The 16,648-nt window shown below is 58.3% G+C and carries 10 protein-coding genes and 1 pseudogene; 3 read left to right on the forward strand and 8 right to left on the reverse strand.

Annotated features, from left to right (window positions below; genetic code table 11):
- Positions 1 to 114: 114 nt before the first annotated feature.
- The 3 genes from NDO75_RS05895 to NDO75_RS05905 all read right to left on the reverse strand — a co-directional run bounded on the left by NDO75_RS05895 (position 115) and on the right by NDO75_RS05905 (position 2,764).
- Entirely contained in the window at positions 115 to 990 is an 876-nt protein-coding gene (locus NDO75_RS05895; protein WP_310905212.1) for a PD-(D/E)XK nuclease family protein, read from the reverse strand.
- 63 nt (positions 991 to 1,053) lie between these two features.
- On the reverse strand, positions 1,054 to 2,040 hold the full coding sequence (locus NDO75_RS05900; protein ID WP_310905213.1) for an asparaginase: 987 nt from the start codon (positions 2,038 to 2,040) through the stop codon (positions 1,054 to 1,056).
- 229 nt (positions 2,041 to 2,269) lie between these two features.
- Positions 2,270 to 2,764 (reverse strand): peptide-methionine (S)-S-oxide reductase, encoded by a 495-nt coding sequence (locus NDO75_RS05905; protein ID WP_310905214.1) that lies wholly within the window; start codon positions 2,762 to 2,764, stop codon positions 2,270 to 2,272.
- 82 nt (positions 2,765 to 2,846) lie between these two features.
- Here NDO75_RS05905 and NDO75_RS05910 point away from each other — a divergent pair.
- Positions 2,847 to 3,023: pseudogene (locus NDO75_RS05910) on the forward strand (RNA-guided endonuclease TnpB family protein); the annotation flags it as partial.
- A 37-nt stretch (positions 3,024 to 3,060) separates the two neighbouring features.
- On the opposite strand, the gene NDO75_RS05915 reads toward NDO75_RS05910, so the two are convergent.
- Entirely contained in the window at positions 3,061 to 4,371 is a 1,311-nt protein-coding gene (locus NDO75_RS05915; RefSeq protein WP_310905215.1) for a hypothetical protein, read from the reverse strand.
- A gap of 961 nt (positions 4,372 to 5,332) precedes the next feature.
- Between NDO75_RS05915 and NDO75_RS05920 the strand changes: the two genes are divergently transcribed.
- The gene (locus NDO75_RS05920; RefSeq protein WP_345784893.1) at positions 5,333 to 6,526 is read left to right on the forward strand and encodes an MFS transporter; all 1,194 of its coding nucleotides are present in this window, start codon (positions 5,333 to 5,335) and stop codon (positions 6,524 to 6,526) included.
- Between the two features lie 1,753 nt (positions 6,527 to 8,279).
- Here the strand turns inward: NDO75_RS05920 and NDO75_RS05925 are convergent.
- Both NDO75_RS05925 and NDO75_RS05930 read right to left on the reverse strand, forming a co-directional pair.
- The gene (locus NDO75_RS05925; RefSeq protein ID WP_310905218.1) at positions 8,280 to 9,035 is read right to left on the reverse strand and encodes a glucose 1-dehydrogenase; all 756 of its coding nucleotides are present in this window, start codon (positions 9,033 to 9,035) and stop codon (positions 8,280 to 8,282) included.
- A gap of 181 nt (positions 9,036 to 9,216) precedes the next feature.
- On the reverse strand, positions 9,217 to 10,608 hold the full coding sequence (locus NDO75_RS05930; protein WP_310905219.1) for a PQQ-binding-like beta-propeller repeat protein: 1,392 nt from the start codon (positions 10,606 to 10,608) through the stop codon (positions 9,217 to 9,219).
- Positions 10,609 to 11,280: 672 nt separating this feature from the next.
- Between NDO75_RS05930 and NDO75_RS05935 the strand changes: the two genes are divergently transcribed.
- A complete protein-coding gene (locus tag NDO75_RS05935; RefSeq protein ID WP_310905220.1) occupies positions 11,281 to 13,638 on the forward strand; it encodes a PAS domain-containing protein in 2,358 nt (785 codons plus the stop codon).
- 1,518 nt (positions 13,639 to 15,156) lie between these two features.
- On the opposite strand, the gene NDO75_RS05940 is transcribed toward NDO75_RS05935, so the two are convergent.
- Both NDO75_RS05940 and NDO75_RS05945 read right to left on the reverse strand, forming a co-directional pair.
- On the reverse strand, positions 15,157 to 15,531 hold the full coding sequence (locus NDO75_RS05940) for a Rieske (2Fe-2S) protein (RefSeq protein ID WP_310905222.1): 375 nt from the start codon (positions 15,529 to 15,531) through the stop codon (positions 15,157 to 15,159).
- On the reverse strand, positions 15,528 to 16,637 hold the full coding sequence (locus NDO75_RS05945; RefSeq protein WP_310905223.1) for an amidohydrolase family protein: 1,110 nt from the start codon (positions 16,635 to 16,637) through the stop codon (positions 15,528 to 15,530). Before NDO75_RS05945 ends, NDO75_RS05940 begins: the two co-directional genes overlap by 4 nt.
- Between the last annotated feature and the right edge of the window lie 11 nt (positions 16,638 to 16,648).

Consider the following 16,648-nt stretch of genomic DNA (forward strand, 5'->3'; position numbering starts at 1 on the left):
GTACTTCGTCTTCCTGCTCTCGCCGTCGCCATCCGTACTTGAAGACGTGCTGCCAGTCACCACTATTGTCGTAGAAAATCCAGCGCTCGTCCTCGTTCGCACCGCGGTCTACAGTTACGTCCGTGTAGTCCTCGTTCGTCGGTGACCCGGGCGTGACACGGTCATGTTCGAGTGCAGCCCGCACTCCTGTCCCCACTGTGTAGTGTAGTCGTTCCACTCGCTTTCGAACGCCGCCGTCACGTCCGTAATCGCATCAACGTGGTCGAGGTACAGTGCTATTTTTTCCTGATCGTTCGTGGGTTGGTCACTCATGCCTGCGATTTCCTGAATGTCGTCTTTTAGGTCGTGCAGTTGCGTGGCAGTGCGCTGGGGATACCGTGGAGTGTGGTCTGCCAGGAACGGATCAAGGACCTCCGATACGAACGTTCGCCACGTGAGGTTCGCAAAACATGCACCACTCGCCTCGGCTCGATCCGCCTGATGCATGTACAAATAGTACTGTCCAGATTCGTACTCACTAACGAGTCGGTCGCCGAATTGAGAAGCCTCACAGTAGAATTCAGTTCCGGTCTCGGCCGCTGAGAACTTCAACTCGATCAGTATGAACCACTCGTTCGGCACGTCCAACAGTAGATCGAGGTACCCTGGCGACGCGTCAGTATCTCGTACTGCACTCGGTTCATGCCAGACTGGAACTTGCTGGTTGACCCGTACGTCGGACAGGTCATACGTGTCCTCTTCGAACTGACAGGTTTCTGGAAGCCCGTCTAGAAACGCCGCGAGAAAATCAGTCCCCATCTGGTGTGGCTGCTCCGGATCGAGCAAGTAATACAACAACCGGTTGATGTACACCTCAGCACGTCTCTGCTTCCCCAACCCGTATTCAACAACGTTCATCGTCGAGCGAGGGGCCGCTGGGACGTCCGTAATCCCTTCCCATTGCTGACGAAGTACCTGTAACTCCTCAGCCACGTCACGATTCCCGTCCATTACTCTCCCTTAGCAAAACCACAACTATCACACTTGTTAACCCACCGACCAAATACAAGTGGATTACTTCAGTATGCTTCCACGCTGGCGCTGGAATGCTGAACGGACATCTTCATAGTCGTCGTAGGCCGAGAGTGCCAGACCGAGTTTGATCCGCGCTTTCCAGGGTGGTAGATCGCCGGCCGGAATCGCCCCGTGATCACGCAGCGTCTGGCTGCCACCTGGACCGCCGTACCGGGCTCCCACAGCACCGTCGAAACAGCGCGTTGCGACAACGACCGGGACACCTGCATCAACTGTGTCGGCAACCGCGTCACCGATTTCGGGTGTCGTGTTCCCGATCCCACTTGCCGCTAGGACGAGTCCGTCAACGCCATCGGCGACGGCGCGCTCGAGTTGTCGGGCGTCGATAGCTAAGCCACTTGAAATCAATTCGACCCGCGCCGTCGTCTCGACGGTGGGAAGCGATACTGACTCGCTACGAGGATCGCGCCGGAGTGAGAGCCCGTCAGCCGTGATTTCTGCGACTGGCCCTGCATCGGGTGATGCATACGCATCGGGACGACCTGCTCGCGCCTTCGTCACCCGCCTGGCCGCGTGGACGAGGTTCCCGAAAGCGATATAGGTACCATCCGCAAAACGGTCGTCAGCCGCGACACGGACCGCCTGCAGAAGATTCGCCGGTCCATCCGCGCCCGGGCGATCAGCGGGGCGCTGTGCGCCGGTAAACACGACCGGAATCGTCGTATCGACCACCAAATCGAGGTAGTACGCAGATTCTTCCATCGTGTCGGTTCCATGGGTGACGACGACACCGTCAACACCGTTGTCCGCTGCGCGCTCGACAGCCCGAGCTAACGATGCGACGTTCGAGAACGAGAGATGGAAACTGAGTTGGTCACAGACGGACTCGACATCGATCTCCGCAATCTCTGTCAGTTTCGGAACGGCAGCGACGAGATCGTCTCCGTCTTTGGAAGGCGTCGCCCCGCTCGGTCCAGCAGTCGATGCGATCGTCCCACCGGTACTCAACACGCGAACCGTTGGCATGCGCTGGTATTTCGACTGCCGTTACTTTGCTTCATGGCTCGTCGTCCTCCGGCGGCGTTTCACAGATAATTCTGACCACATGAGGTGTAAGATGTATCACGCGAAAGCCTGTGGCCAGCAATCTGCTCAATTTCCCACCGAGATCGTGGCGGAGTAATGGCTGTGTGGAAAAACTTGTCTCACGAGTCCGGTTGCTGACTCTGTGCGTCGGATCCTGAGCCTGAGGGGGTTATCGCCGTGACCGCGGATCGGACGACTGGTGAATAAATGGAGCACTGACATCGTGGCCAGCAACGTGCGCGTTTAGTTTTGCCGCTGCTGGCGACTCTCTGACTGCCTCATCGTCATAGCCTGCCTCAGTGAACACGTCGGTGATCCACCGCTTGCCGCGGAGATTGAATTTCTGGTGGTAGGCCTCTGCCAAATGGAATCGATCGAGTGATTCGAGACGTGTTTCGAGCCGGTCGCGGTTGAGATCGCTCTCGTCCAGAACCGTCAACAGTTGGTCGTGTTGGGCAGCCGTATCGGTGAACATGATGTTCTGATATTGTCGTTTCTGGGGCTGGTGATACAGGTCGTGTTCCGCAAACGCACGCTCGAGGAGATCGGTGAACGAGAGCCGTTCGGGATCGTATTCCATCTGGACGACTTCCGTGTGATCGCCAAGGACCTCGTAGGTCGGGTCGACTTTCGTCCCGCCAGCATAGCCGACTCGCGTCCGCACGACACGTCGATCGCGCCGAACGCCGCGTCAGGGCCCCAGAAACAACCGAGACCGAACGTCGCGGTCTTCATGTCTTCCGGTACTTGGTTATCGATATCTCCGACGCGAGCAACAGTCCTCGCGTGGGAGGGGCGTCAGTCAATACGCCCTGAAGTCTGGGACAGTGACGCCGAAGCGGGGATACACCCCGTACTCTCACAAGTCAGAGGCAGAGTCCACGGACAAGCCCCACCCTCAACGAGCGAACCCGTCAGGGTGAGCGAAGTAGGGTGGGGTAGTTGACCAGAGCAGCATAGCTACGTCCCCGTCCCGTACGCGAGGACGGTACGCTGATCAGTGCTGTCCCCGGTTTCGACGCGTACCGGGAACGAATCGTCCTGAGCCACAGGATACGTCTCGAATAGGAGCTCGAATCGTTTCGTTCCACCGGCAGGAACCGTCACAGTGCGACTGTCCACGAGCTCCGGATCGTCGCCGACCACCAGATCGACGTCACGCGTCACTTCTGCAGTCCCCGTATTCTCGATAGCGGCAGTTACTTCCAAGACCTCGCCACCGGTCACTGGACTGTTCGTGTCCAGAATCGTCACGGGAACCTCTCCCTCGCCAGTATCGTTCCCTGCTTCGTCGAAGCCTTCGAACACCCATGGATTGACCGCCGTAAACGCGTTCTTCTCGTCGATCACCCACGCCTCGATCTGGCACGTATGGCAGCCGCCATCGATCTGGAGCGAAGCCGTGTCACTGGTCCCACTGATGTCGGACACGTCAAGAATCACGTCAGACTGCGTCATCCACCAGACGACACGGTCTAGTTCGGTGGCGGTACTCGACACATCGAGTTCGAGCGTGGTCGGTTTGTCGGCGGCAAGCTCACGGGAGGATGGCCGCGTAGCATCGACGGTTGGCGGTTCAAGTCCGTTATCAGCCACCGTCACCTCCCAACGCGAGCCAGCGTTTCCATCAGCTGCGGTTACGGCCGTATCCACGAGATGCGTCCCTGTAGCGTCGAACGTGTGCGTAAAGAGCTCTCGACCAACCTCGGAGAAATACGTTGCAGGCCACGGCCCGGCCGGTGTCGTGACATATTCGCCGTCAACATACCAGTGCGTGGTGCCCTGCTGATCCAACATCTCGGAATCAATTTCGAAGAGAACCGTCGTCCCCGGTTGGACCGTGAGATCCTGTTCGCGGTTGGGATACGCATATTGGGCGTCAAACGAGTCGATTCCCGTGACAGTAACCATCGTCTCTGCGATGTCCACCTCAGTTGCGACCTGGACCGGGAACGTATCATCAGTGCGTACCGGGTACGTCCGGAACTGCAGATACTCGACGGTCCGCGTCTCGCCTGCGTTGACCGGCACCGTTCGCTTGCCCACCACTTCTGGATCTTCGCCCACGACCAGACTCAGTTCGACTCGTTCATCAGTGGAGGCACTGTTCTCAAGTTCGGCCGTCATTTCGAGGAGGTCGCCGCCCGCAAGTGGGGTATTTGCCTCGATAATGTCGACTGTGATATAACCGGTTGCCCCGCTACTGGATGCTAGGAGCGGAACTGTGCCGACCCCGACTCCAGCCCTTGTCAGATACTGCCGCCGGTTCATATCACATCCCAGCACACCCAGTCGCAAGAAGATTACATATGTACAAGGTGATGTGATTCTTCAGCAGCAACGTGCAGTATAGCGAACCACGGCGATCCCTCTTTCATCTTTCACTGACTCACCAATCATCAAGAGAACTATTGCCAGTACTGCTAGAACGGATGGGAGAGACAAGGCCGAGTACAGTCCATCGTTGAATAGGTCGTTCTGACCCGTTATTCATCATCCTATCCTTCCAGTATATATCATCGATGTAATTGCTCGCGCTTATTCAACTCACCTCGAATCTTTGTTAGAATCGAGGCTGTGATTACATCTGCGACAGCTGTTCGTTTAATGCGCCGATCGATTAGTCCCCCTCCTGTTTCGCTGCGTGCGCTTGAGGGGGACCTCTGCGCCGGCGTTTTAGAACAGGGGAAGGGGGATGTGAGGGAAAGGATCCAGCCTCTGAAAGAGAGGGCAACAGAGGCAAATAGTTGTTGTTGGCAATAGCTATTAACAGTTGGTGATAGTTCAATTGGCCAACAGAATTATTTCCTCATGATGACAATGTCCCTCTGGCGAGGGGAAAGGATCTGTTCGTCGACCCAGCCTTGATCTGCTCCGAGACGCACCTCGCCGTTTCCGAGATCGTTCCAACGTGAGGCCAATTGTCATATTGTCACACTCGATCCCGGGCCTTCCATTGACGCATCTGGAAGGGGGCTGAAACGCCGATTTACCTGTCGGCGTTTTCCAATACAGTATATTTATCTCTGTTGAAATATTTAGCACCTGATACAAACATCGTACTGAATATAGAGGATAGATACAGCAGATACCGGAGTTATATTTCACTCGCCCGGTGGTGAGTTGATTCGGTATAGCGAGCGGACAGTTCGAACGCATCGCGCTAGGTTAATACGGCGCCGGGATGGACCGTGTCGGTGTGTCGAGCGAGGACGCCACGTTAGATGATACGATGGCCGTGACGAGCGAGCGCGCCCGCTGGGGACTGCTCGCGGGCGCGATTCTCATGTCCGTGGCGCTCGGCGCCTACGAACTCGTCCCGGCGAGCGTGACGCCGCTCATTCGGGAGTCGCTGGGAGTCAGCGCCTCGGAGGCCGGCCTCCTCGTCAGTGTCATGTTCGGGACGGCGGTTCTTGCGAGCATTCCGGTCGGGATCGTGCTCGACCGAACGAACTCACGGTACGCCGTCGCGGTGGCGGTCGGTCTCCTTCTCGTCGCCGGAGTGTGGGGTTGGCAGGCCGCGACCGCCGGCGCCTACTGGTCGCTCGTCGCCTCACGCGTCCTCGGCGGCGTCGCCTACGTCGTCGTCTGGAACGCAAGCATCGACATCGTCGGGCGCTCGTTCGACCCTGCTAGACAGGGGACGGCCGTGGCGACGTTCACCGCGAGCGGGCCGGTCGGCTTCGCCATCGGGCAGGGCACCGGCCCCATCGTCGCCGAGCAGTTCGGATGGCCGGCTATCTTTCCCATCTTCACGGGCATCGCGTGCGTAGGAGTGATCATCTTCTGGCCGATGAGTCGCGGCAGCGGACACGCTACCGGGACGCCGGCGCCAACGCTGTCGGACCTCGGCCGCGTCGTCACGAACCGCCGCGTCTGGACGGTCGGCCTCGTCGGGTTCCTCGGCTACGCGCTGTATCTGTTCGTCAACAGTTGGGCTCCATCGTACCTCACCGAAGACCTGCAGCTGTCGCTGGGGCTGAGCGGTGCTCTCGTCGCCCTGTTTCCGGCCGTTGGCGTGCTCTCGCGGGTGGCCGGCGGTGTTCTTTCGGATACCCTCTTCGCCGGCCGCCGCCGCCCGGTCGTTCTACTTTCCTTCCTCGTGGCGACGCCCGTCATCACGGGCTTTACTGCGATTCGTACTATCCCCGTCGTCGTCGCGGCGCTGCTTGTCGCCGGGTTCGCCATCCAACTGTGCCTCGGCCTCGTCTTCGCGTACGTCCGTGAGTTGGTCGAGCCAGCCGTCGCCGCGACGGCCGTCGCCTTCCTCACGAGCGTCGGCCTGGCGGGGGCGTTCATCGCACCCATCGCCGCCGGGCGGCTCATCGACGCCTCGAACTACGAGACGGCCTTCCTCGTCGCTGGCACCCTCGGGGCGCTCGGAGCGGTCCTGGCCTGGCACGCGCCGGAGCCAGGAGAGACGTAGGCCCGACCGCCATCCAGAGTATCGACGAGATTCGTCTGGACGACAAATCGGTCATCGTCGAGAAATCGATCGGGCCCTGCAAGGACGCCAGCTCGCTCTCGGGACGGGTGTGGCCGACCGGTATCTCGAAGCAGCGAGTGCGGACGGCTCGACTGGCGCACGCCCTGTGGTCAAGTGCGCCGTATTATCCCTGATGTTATAGTGGACGACGGTCTGTACCGCTCGGTGCCCCCAGTTCGGTGGTGGCAGATACGTACTTTGTATCTTGCAAAGGCGTAGCAAACCATCGATTTTCTGTCAGAAGGGGTGTGCGAGATACAGAGGGTTAGTGCAGCATGACGACTCCGTTTGTTTCACGCCGAAAGGAGTGAATCAGACACTCGTTGCAAGTGCGTACTGACCGGCATGAGAACAGGCCAGCTAAATCCGAGTGAGACCACAAATCAAAACGAGTTTTTGAGAGTAGTGGGTGTACTATACACATGCCCTCTGAAAAGGTCTGTCCGGACTGTGAGGAACCATTAGAACAGATGGAGTTACAAGGAACCGACGTCATGGGTACTCTCTCTCTCGTCTCAGAAGCGTCAGACGACGGATTTCTTAGCAGCTTCCGGGCAGACGAAATTCTCACACCAGTTCCATACGTCTGTCCTGAGTGCCGACGAACTCTCGTATATGCGGAATAGTGACCGAGAAACCGGGTACAAGACTCCTCACGAATTGTATTGTCAACAGAACGAGAACTCGGCCCAATTAGCCACATTGCCTCATCCACTGATCGATTACCTGTACTGAACGATCACAACTTTCGCAGATCGAACCGAATCCCGTGGAACATTCGCGCCTTGTATGCAGCATGCCGGGTAAAACCTATCATCGCTTGAGGGTTTCCACGAGGCCATTCTTCCGAAACGACATAGAGGCACAGTCGGTGGCTGTGATATTAACTCCGGATGCTCTTCCTAAGGTATTCTCCCCAGCATTTACCCCATGAGGTCGTTTTCGTACACCTCGTGACTTCGAGCCGCCGGTTGTCTGGATGATAATAATTCGTATTATTAACATATATTATAGATAAGATTTGGACAACTCGCATACGCGAGCCCGCCGGAATCGGTGATTTGAGATATGAGCACCGACGCGAACACGACGTGACAGATCGGGATGGTACAGCCCCAGCACCGGGACCCGTTTGCCCGCTATGACGACAGCGAGATCATCTGCTGTCGCAGCACGAAGACGGGTTGGACGTGGTACTACTGCATGGTCAGCGGGACGCCGATGCGGTACCACGAACTCAATGATTTTCGCCGCGAGTCACCGCGCGGACCATCGTCGCCGAGACGACAGCACTGGAGAGCGTCGACGTGGCCTACGTCGATCGGGCACATTTGGGCGTGCTACGGGATGGAAGCGAGGGAGAGTAACGTTAGAGAATCCCGATTGTATGAAAATAGCTCATTTCGAGGTACGATCAACTACCTGTTGGGAAATTCGATAGAATACCTTTGTCACTACCATGTCCACAAAAGCGGAGATGCGGTAACTTGTGAGCGTTCCTCCAGACGGATGGAAAACCGCGAGCGGCATGGATAGCGGGAAACCGCCCACTCGCGATCGGTGGGGGTTCGGGACATGTCTCGCATTGGGAACGTGACAGGTGATCCGAGCGCCGCGAGTCCTTCGAGTTCAACGCCAACAGGATGGTGGACTTAGCCTGAGAACTAAACGATACTGATGCTGACCCCATCCTCTATTGGGCGAGGTAGCCTCCTTCAACGGGGAGCGTCACACCGGTTACTCGCGACGATAGGTCAGAGCCGAGGAAGAGTACGGCATTTGCGATCTCCTGAGGATCGGCAAGGCCGGGCATCGGTTCGGTTTCTTGAAATTGTTCTTCCATCTCCGGATGTTCTTCGATCGTACGTTCGATCATCTCGGTGCGTACGATTCCCGGAGCGACTGCGTTCGCACGGATCCCTTCGTCAGCGTACTCAATCGCAGCGTACTTTGTGAGATGGCTCACGGCTGCTTTGGCCGCGCCGTAGCCACTGTATTGGGGGACTGCAACTTCGCCGCCAATAGACGAAGCGCTGATGATTGAACCACCATTATCGGCGAGCATTGCGTCGATGGCGTATTTGATGCCGTACCACACACCTTTCAGGTTCACATCGAGAACCTGCTCGAAGGAGTTGTTATCGTACTCGTGAAGTTGGGAAACGGGACCTTCGATAGCCGCGTTGTTGTAGAGGATATCTAGACCGCCATACTCCTCAACGGCGGTTTCGATCATCTGTTGGACGTCATCTGGATCGGACACATTTGTCTGAACGAAGGTCGATTCACCGCCGTTTTCCGTGATTTCTGCTACGGTATCGGAACCGTCCTCGTCTATGTCGGCAACGACGACCGACGCGCCATGATCTGCGAATGTCTTTGCGGTCGTGCGGCCGATTCCGGACGCTCCGCCCGTAATAACAGCGACTTGATTGTCGACGAGTTCCATCAAAGCCTCTTTTGATGCCAGAATACAATAGACGTAGGCCTGCGATAGTAACTGTTACAGCGTTAACACTCGAAGAATCACCGAATCCCCACGTGTCGCGGATTTCAGTACGTTCATCAGTGACCGCGTTAGCCAGACGAAAAGCGTTAGCCGTCGATTCGAGCCGGTGTCGATCGACTCGTCAACAGGCGTCGTTGCCCGGCCGATGAGCGGCGTCGGGCCGGTCGGTGCTACTCTCGAGGGCATAGAGGGTCGCATCGATGTACTCGGCTTCGAGTTCGGTGGGGTCGTACGTCGCCGTGTACACCGTTTCATCGACGACGACAGGTGTCCCGGCCGTGTTCTCACTATCGAGTACATACCCCCACTCGTACTCGCCAGACGCCGCGTCGATCGCGAAGACGAGCCCGTTGTAGTAGGCCGGCACTTCGGGATCAGGGCTCGACGCGGGTCCGTACTTGCCACCGACGTACAGTGTCCCGTCGGCCACCGTCGGATCGCCGGCGAGGTAAGCGTCCGTCTCGTAACGCCACTGCAGCGTCCCGGTTTCCGCCGCGAGCGCCGTGATCGTCGTACTCCGCCCACCAGCGTTCGTCGGATCGCCCACGTGGGTTACGAAGTAGACGCGCTCATCATCGACCGCAAGTCGGCTGATGTATTCGTCGTCCTCGTCGCCGACGAAGGGGTACATCCAGCGGAGCGTGCCATCGACTGTCGACCGTGACTGAATAACGTACTCGTTTTCCCCCTCTCTGCGTTCGATGCCGAACACGCGTCCGTCACGCACCGTCTGGACCGTTGCACCCCCGCCGGTCTCGGCGGAGACGTTCCACTGCACAGAACCGTCATTAGCGTCTAACGCACTTCCGGTACTGACGAACAGCGTTCCGGTGGCGTAGCTGATCTGGCCACCGACAGTGTCGGTTTTCCAGATTGTTTCTCCGGTACTCGGATCGAGCTGACAGACACTCTGATCGTCAGCCGATCGAGCGAGACGCGACGTGTAGAGGTTCCCTGCCGCGAGGAGGGGATCGGCCCAGTCCAGGTGATCATCCCTGTACCAGCCCGTCTCGCCGGTATCGGCATCGAGCGCGACGAAGCCACCGTGACCGTCTTGGGAGATAGTTGGCGGATTCGTCGCGACATAGAGCATTTCATCGCCGACTGCAGGCGTTCGGGGAGCAGGGAGGTCGGTTCGCTTCCACAATTGATCGCCCGTCGTGGAATCATACGCAACGACGTATCCCGTGCTGTCGTAGGTCCCGGTCTCCGTCGCCACTGCAAGATACAGCGTTCCATCGGCGAGGACCGGCTCGGCAACATGTCCTTGGCTGCCGGTGCGCATCGTACCGTCGAGGGGGAGCGTCCAGTCGGTGGTCGCGTAGGGAGCGGGGCCAGCCTCGGCTATCGCACCTGTTCGCTGTGGCCCCTCCCGAAACGCCGTCCAGCCGTGGGGTTGCTCCCACTGATCGGCTCCAGTGGCCTCCTGAGCAATAGCGATACCACCGACGCTTGTAGCACCGGCTGCAACACTGACCGTCTTCAGAAACCCTCGTCGGGAATCGTCGAGCATGTACGCTTCCGTCCCGCCGTCCAGTCGTTACTATACGTCTATTAGCCTCATTGAGGAAAGAACAACGATCGATTCGTCGGCGTCCTCAAGCGCTCGTATCGGCATCTCTCTGAGGGGCGCCCTCTCCCGAGTGGAACCCCTTACTGACATATCCGAAGCTGAGAGACCAGACTTGACTTTCGACTCGAAGAACTGGCTCACCACGGCAAAGACGAATTCCGTCTCGACCCGATCAGGATTCCTCGTTTCATGTCCCTGAAGTAGGCTCCCAGGAGGACGGGAACCACAAACGCGACCACAAAAGAACACCCTTGCTTGAACCCCTGGTTTCCCATCATCATTTTGGAATCGGTGTAGTAGTAAATAATATCTAGCAATACGTATTTCACCTCCATCGGTTCGCATTTCGGTCGAGCGAATCCGTGCTGCATTCGCGCTGTGTATCTCGCATGACCGTGTGTAAAACATTCACGTTCCAACAAGTTCCCATGACCGATACAGAGCGCGTATCTTGCGCGAAGAGTGCCTATAATTCTCCTCGCCTTATACTACTGCCTCCAACTGCGGAGGGTTTTTCCATCTGGGTCGGGAGTAACTGAAGCAGTGCCCGATTCACAATTGACGAATATACTTCGAGAAACCCTCGCCCTCTTCGAAGCGGGAGGGGCACCCATGACGACAACCGAGGTGGCCGAACAACTCGACCTCGGCCGCCGGAGCACCTACGAGCGCTTAGAACGACTCGTCGATCACGACCGACTCGAAACAAAGAAAGTCGGGGGAAACGGACGCGTGTGGTGGCAGCCATCCACGAACGGACAAGCGTTCACGATGGGGTGGGAAAGGGATGCGGCAAGCAGCGACCTCGGAGAGGTCTTTGATCGAATATCAGACAGTTTCTATGCCCTTGACGAAGAACTCCGCTTTCGCTATCTGAACGACACCGCAGCAGACCTTTTTGGACTGGATGAGGACGCGATTGGTTCGGACATTCGTAACGAGAATCTCACAGAGACGTACGAGAACGCACTGTATGAGGCTCTTGAAACACAAGAGGCCGTAGTCTTCGAAGACTACTATCCTCCGTGGGATAAGTGGTTTCTGAACGCCATCTATCCCTCAGAATCGGGCCTGTCGGTCTACTCCCGCGACATCACCGAACGGAAGCGACGTGAACGAGAACTGACCCGTTACGAAACGATCGTCGAAACGAGTCCGATCGGCATCACGATCGTTGACAGTGACGGCGAAATGCAGTTCGCTAACGACCGCGCTGAGGAGATTTACGGTCGGAGCAAAGCCCAGATCAACGACCTCAGCTTTGACGATTCCGAGTGGACCGAAGTCGACGTTGACGGCGACCCACTCCCGGATGACGAGAAGCCGTTCCCGCGAATTATGGAGTCCGGAGAACCCGTGTTCGATCATATCAGTGGAATATGTAGACCGGCTGGAGAACGAGTCTGGGTCTCTATCAACGGAGCGCCGGTCTACGACGACCACGGAGAGATCGAGAGTGCTGTGTTCGCCATCGAAAACATCACCGAGCGCAAGGAGCGCGAACAGGCACTCAGGGAGAGCGAGGCGCGCTATCGGTCGCTGACGAACGACGTCCTCGACACATCAGACGTGGGAACGTTCATCCTGAATCCCGACTTCGAGGTCGTCTGGATCAACGAGGCGATCGAGGAGTTCTTCGGACTCGATCGCGAGGCGATCGTCGGTCGGGACAAACGAGCGCTTATCGAGGCGGAGATCGCGGATATCTTCGAGGAGCCCGAACGGTTCGCCGACCGCGTGACCGCCACCTACGAGGACAACACCTACACCGAGGAGTTCGAGAGCCACATCCTCGGGGAGGGGAGCTTCGAGGAACGCTGGGTAACCCACTGGAGCCAGCCCATCGAGTCCGGGCTCTACGCCGGCGGTCGCATCGAGCATTACACCGACATCACCGAACGAAAGGAGCGCGAACGGGCCCTCGAGGAGTCCGAACGGCGCTACCGGACGCTCGTCGAAAACTTCCCAAACGGTGCGGTTGGCCTGTTCAACGATGACCTGCAGTACACGGCCATCGGTGGGGAGTTGCTGGACGCGACCGGTGTCTCGCCGGAGAATCGAATCGGAAACAGCGTCTACGACATCTATCCGGACGATATCGTCGAGGAGGTCGAGCCGTACTTCGAAGCCGCGCTGGAGGGCGAGGCGAACTCGTTCGAGGCCGAGTACAACGATCAAAATCTGTTCGCCTACACCTTGCCCCTCAGAAACGACGATGGAGCGGTGTTTGCGGGGATGCTCGTCGTCCAAGACGTTACCGAACGACGGGAGTACCAGCGCAAACTCGAGGAGTCGAACGAACGGTTAGAGCAGTTCGCCTACGCCGCCTCCCACGACCTCCAAGAGCCACTGCGAATGGTGACGAGCTACCTCGAACTGATCGAGAGCCGGTACAGCGATGCGCTCGACGAAGACGGTGAAGAGTTCCTCGAGTTCGCCGTCGACGGCGCCGAGCGGATGCGCGAGATGATCGACGGACTGCTCGAGTATTCGCGCATCGAAACGCGTGGCGATCCGTTCGAGTCGGTCGACCTCGACGATGTCCTCGATGACGTTCGCGAAGATCTCCAAATGCGGATCGACGAGAGTAACGCTGATATCACAGCCGACGATCTCCCGTGTGTAGATGGCGACGCCAGCCAGTTGCGCCAAGTCTTCCAGAACCTGCTGAGTAATGCGATCGAGTACAGCGGCGACGAGCCAACGCAGGTCGACATTTCTGCCACGCGTGATGACGACCAATGGCTCATCTCAGTGCAGGACAACGGTATTGGGATCGATCCTGATGAACAGGAGCGTATCTTCGAGGTGTTCCAACGACTGCATACCCATGAGGAACACTCGGGGACGGGCATTGGCCTCGCGCTGTCCCGGCGGGTCGTCGAGCGCCACGGCGGCGAGATCTGGGTCGACTCCGAACCCGGAGAGGGGTCGACGTTTTCCTTTACGCTTCCGGTTGTCGATACCTAAACAGCCTGTGCTGACGTCGGCATCCTCGCTACTGCGTGAGCAGAGAGCGCTGCAGTCGCGCTCTGTATTCTCAGCACAGTCTCGATAAATTATCTGCGACTGAGGGTTTCAACAGGGCCGCCCTAACGGAAGCACGGAAAGTCGGCCACTGTACTGAAACACCGGCGGCCAAGCCGGTATAATGTGTGCCAAGACCCTTGTAGGCGACGGTCAAACGGAATCTGGCCCGGCCAACGGTCTGATATCGGCCGGGAGTCTCTCACGGCGTTTGTTATTAGTAAACACTTGTCAACTAGCAGCATATCACAGTCATGTGGGAACTGTGTTCCTCAAGCAGGTTATGTCTTGAAGGAGTGGTAAACGGCCGGAAAACGGACGTACCGATTTCTTGCCACTAACAGGGAGTCACGAACGGGGTGTCTGGCAATCCCCCTGCGCCTCTATTGTGACATTCCTTGTCAATAAACACTTGGCAACTGAAAGCAGGTTTAGTCATGGGAAAACCAGCCTTTCGGCTGAATGCCCACGGATCGTGGATCACTGTCTACGTTGAAAGGGAGAGGGGGAAGTGACACCAGGGCAGGGAACATGCCTCTGACACGGTAGGTGGTGGTTCGGCCTGCCCAGTTCAAAGATAAGACTCCGTCGTGGGTATTAGTCTTTTCAAGACCAGTGGTTTCTCGAGAAACGCCGGCCAGAAGCCAGCGTGTGAATCCCCATCCCTCAGGTGGTGTGTCAATCGGGGTAGGTCTGAGATCGAGTGTGACAATATGGTTATTGCGTTGGAACGATCCCAGGGGTGCGGCGAGAGATCCGATTGTCTCGGGTCGGACGGGTCCGCTGAGCACGACAGCTCCCCTCGCCGTCTGACGATTGGAAGCACCCTTGCTTCAACCTATTGGCCGAGCGGTACTATTGAAAACTGGTTATAGTAATATCCAAAGGGAGAGGGAGCCACTTCATGAGATGTGAGTTGCTATGTACGTCTGTTCTTTAGGTGGTTCTCGCCACAAGGTGGAGATATAGTAGGAAGTCGTTCTCTCCGAGTTCTCACGTCCGACAGTCATAATTCGGTCGATCGCTCCTTAAGAAGCCTGGTTATTCGTTAAAAGGGGCAGGGAGCCCCTTCGACATGCTACTATCAAGCCGAGCGAGTGAGTGACACTCCGCTGTCCGCAACATCGAACGCGCCATCGAGGACTCACACCCGTGAAATCACGCGTTCAAACAAGGCCGAGAGGATGTCTTCAGCACGACCGTCAGTACGAAGCGCAAGGCAAAGGACGGTCGAGTCACGCCGACTCAGTTGCCAGGACGTCGCTGTCCACGATCTTCGCACTCGATCGGCCCGGCCTCGGGGAATTGATAGCTCTCGTCGATCATATCCTCTAAATTAAAGTCATCGCCACTGTCTGAAGCCAGTATCGACGATTACGGCTACGTGTCGTGTGGTTCGGGGCGGTGTTCCGGACCTCGTCGGCGCGAGGATGGACATGCCACTCGGCCATCGAGGCCCCCTCACATCCGGACGACGATCTCGCCCTCCTGCACCAGCACCTCGTGGTCAACGAGGCGGTAGCGGTCCGAGTGCAGACACTCCCCGCTCACGACGTCGAACTCCCAGGCGTGCCAGGGGCAGCGCAGCACCTGCCCCTCGCGGGTCCACTCCAGGTCCCTCTCCAGGGTGTCGCGGTCGAAGCAGGCCTCCGTCGTTCCGTCGAGGGTCCCCTCGCACATGGGACCGCCCTGGTGGGCGCACCAGTTGGTGTAGGCGTGGTACTCGCCGTCGATGTTGAACACGCCGATCTCGCGGCCCTCGATCTGGACGAGCACCCGCTCGCCCTCGCCGAGTTCGCCGGCATCGCAGACGACGTGGTCGGTGGTCCCGCTCATATGTCCAGCCCGTAGGCATCGATGGCGTTCCCGCCGAAGACCATGTCGCGCTCCTCGTCAGTGAACTCCGCGAAGAACCGGTCGATGGCGCCGGGGTCGTCGAAGTCGTAGTGGGGGTAGTCAGTCGAGAATACCAGCGACTCCGGCCCGATGATGTCGAGCAGCTTGAACATGTTCTTCGGGTCGTTGAACTCCTCCAAGGGCTGGGTCGAGAAGTAGAACTGGTCGCGGAGGTGCTCTTCCGGGCTCTTCTCGAGGTAAGGCACCTCGCTGCGCCACTGGCCGTGCTCGCGGTTGAGCCGGGCCATCGCCCAGGGAATCCAGGTGACGCCGCCCTCCAGCATCACGAAGTCGAGTTCGGGGAATTTCGCGGGGACGCCCTGTGCGATGAGGCTGACGACCGTGTGCTGGATGGACCAGGACTGGGCCAGCGGGTGCCAGGCGAACATCTTTTCGTACTCCTGGAGGAACGGGGCCTTCGAGACGAAGTTCGTGACGTGGTACGTGGGGGTGAGGTCGTGGTCGGCCAGCGCCCGGTAGACGGGGTCGTACTGGGGGTCTCCGGGGGGCTTCTGGTGTTTCGTCCCCGTGAAGATGAACACGCCGACGATCTGATCGTGGTCGCCGATGCGCTCGATCTCCTCGACCGCCGCGTCGGGGTCACGCATCGTGATGTTCGCGAGCCCGTAGAAGTCATCGTTGCCCTCGAGGAAGTGCTCGATGAGCACCTCGTTCTGGGCGCGCATTTCCGCAATGACCCGCTCGGTCTTCCAGGCCCGCTCGACCGCCGAGAGGAAGTTGCAGATGGGATAGTCCACGCCGATCTCGTCCATGAGCACCTCGCGGATGAAGTCGGGGTGCGTGTTGGCACCGTTCTTCTCGCGCTCGATGAGGAACTCTTTGCGCCCGCCGAGCGGCTTGGGGAGGCCAGGGCTCGGGTAGCGGTAGCGGTCGGGCGTCCGCTCCGGGTCGACGTAACCCGCCCAGGGTTCGTCCATCCGTTCGGCCGTCGCTTCGACGACCGGCCCGCCGTAGCCGATGTGGACGTCCGTGTCGACGATGGTCGTGTCCGACAGCGAACTGCCGACATCGCGTTCTGTCGCCATGCTCCCTTACA

The organism is Natrinema sp. 1APR25-10V2 (assembly GCF_031626495.1).
GTDB lineage: Archaea > Halobacteriota > Halobacteria > Halobacteriales > Natrialbaceae > Natrinema.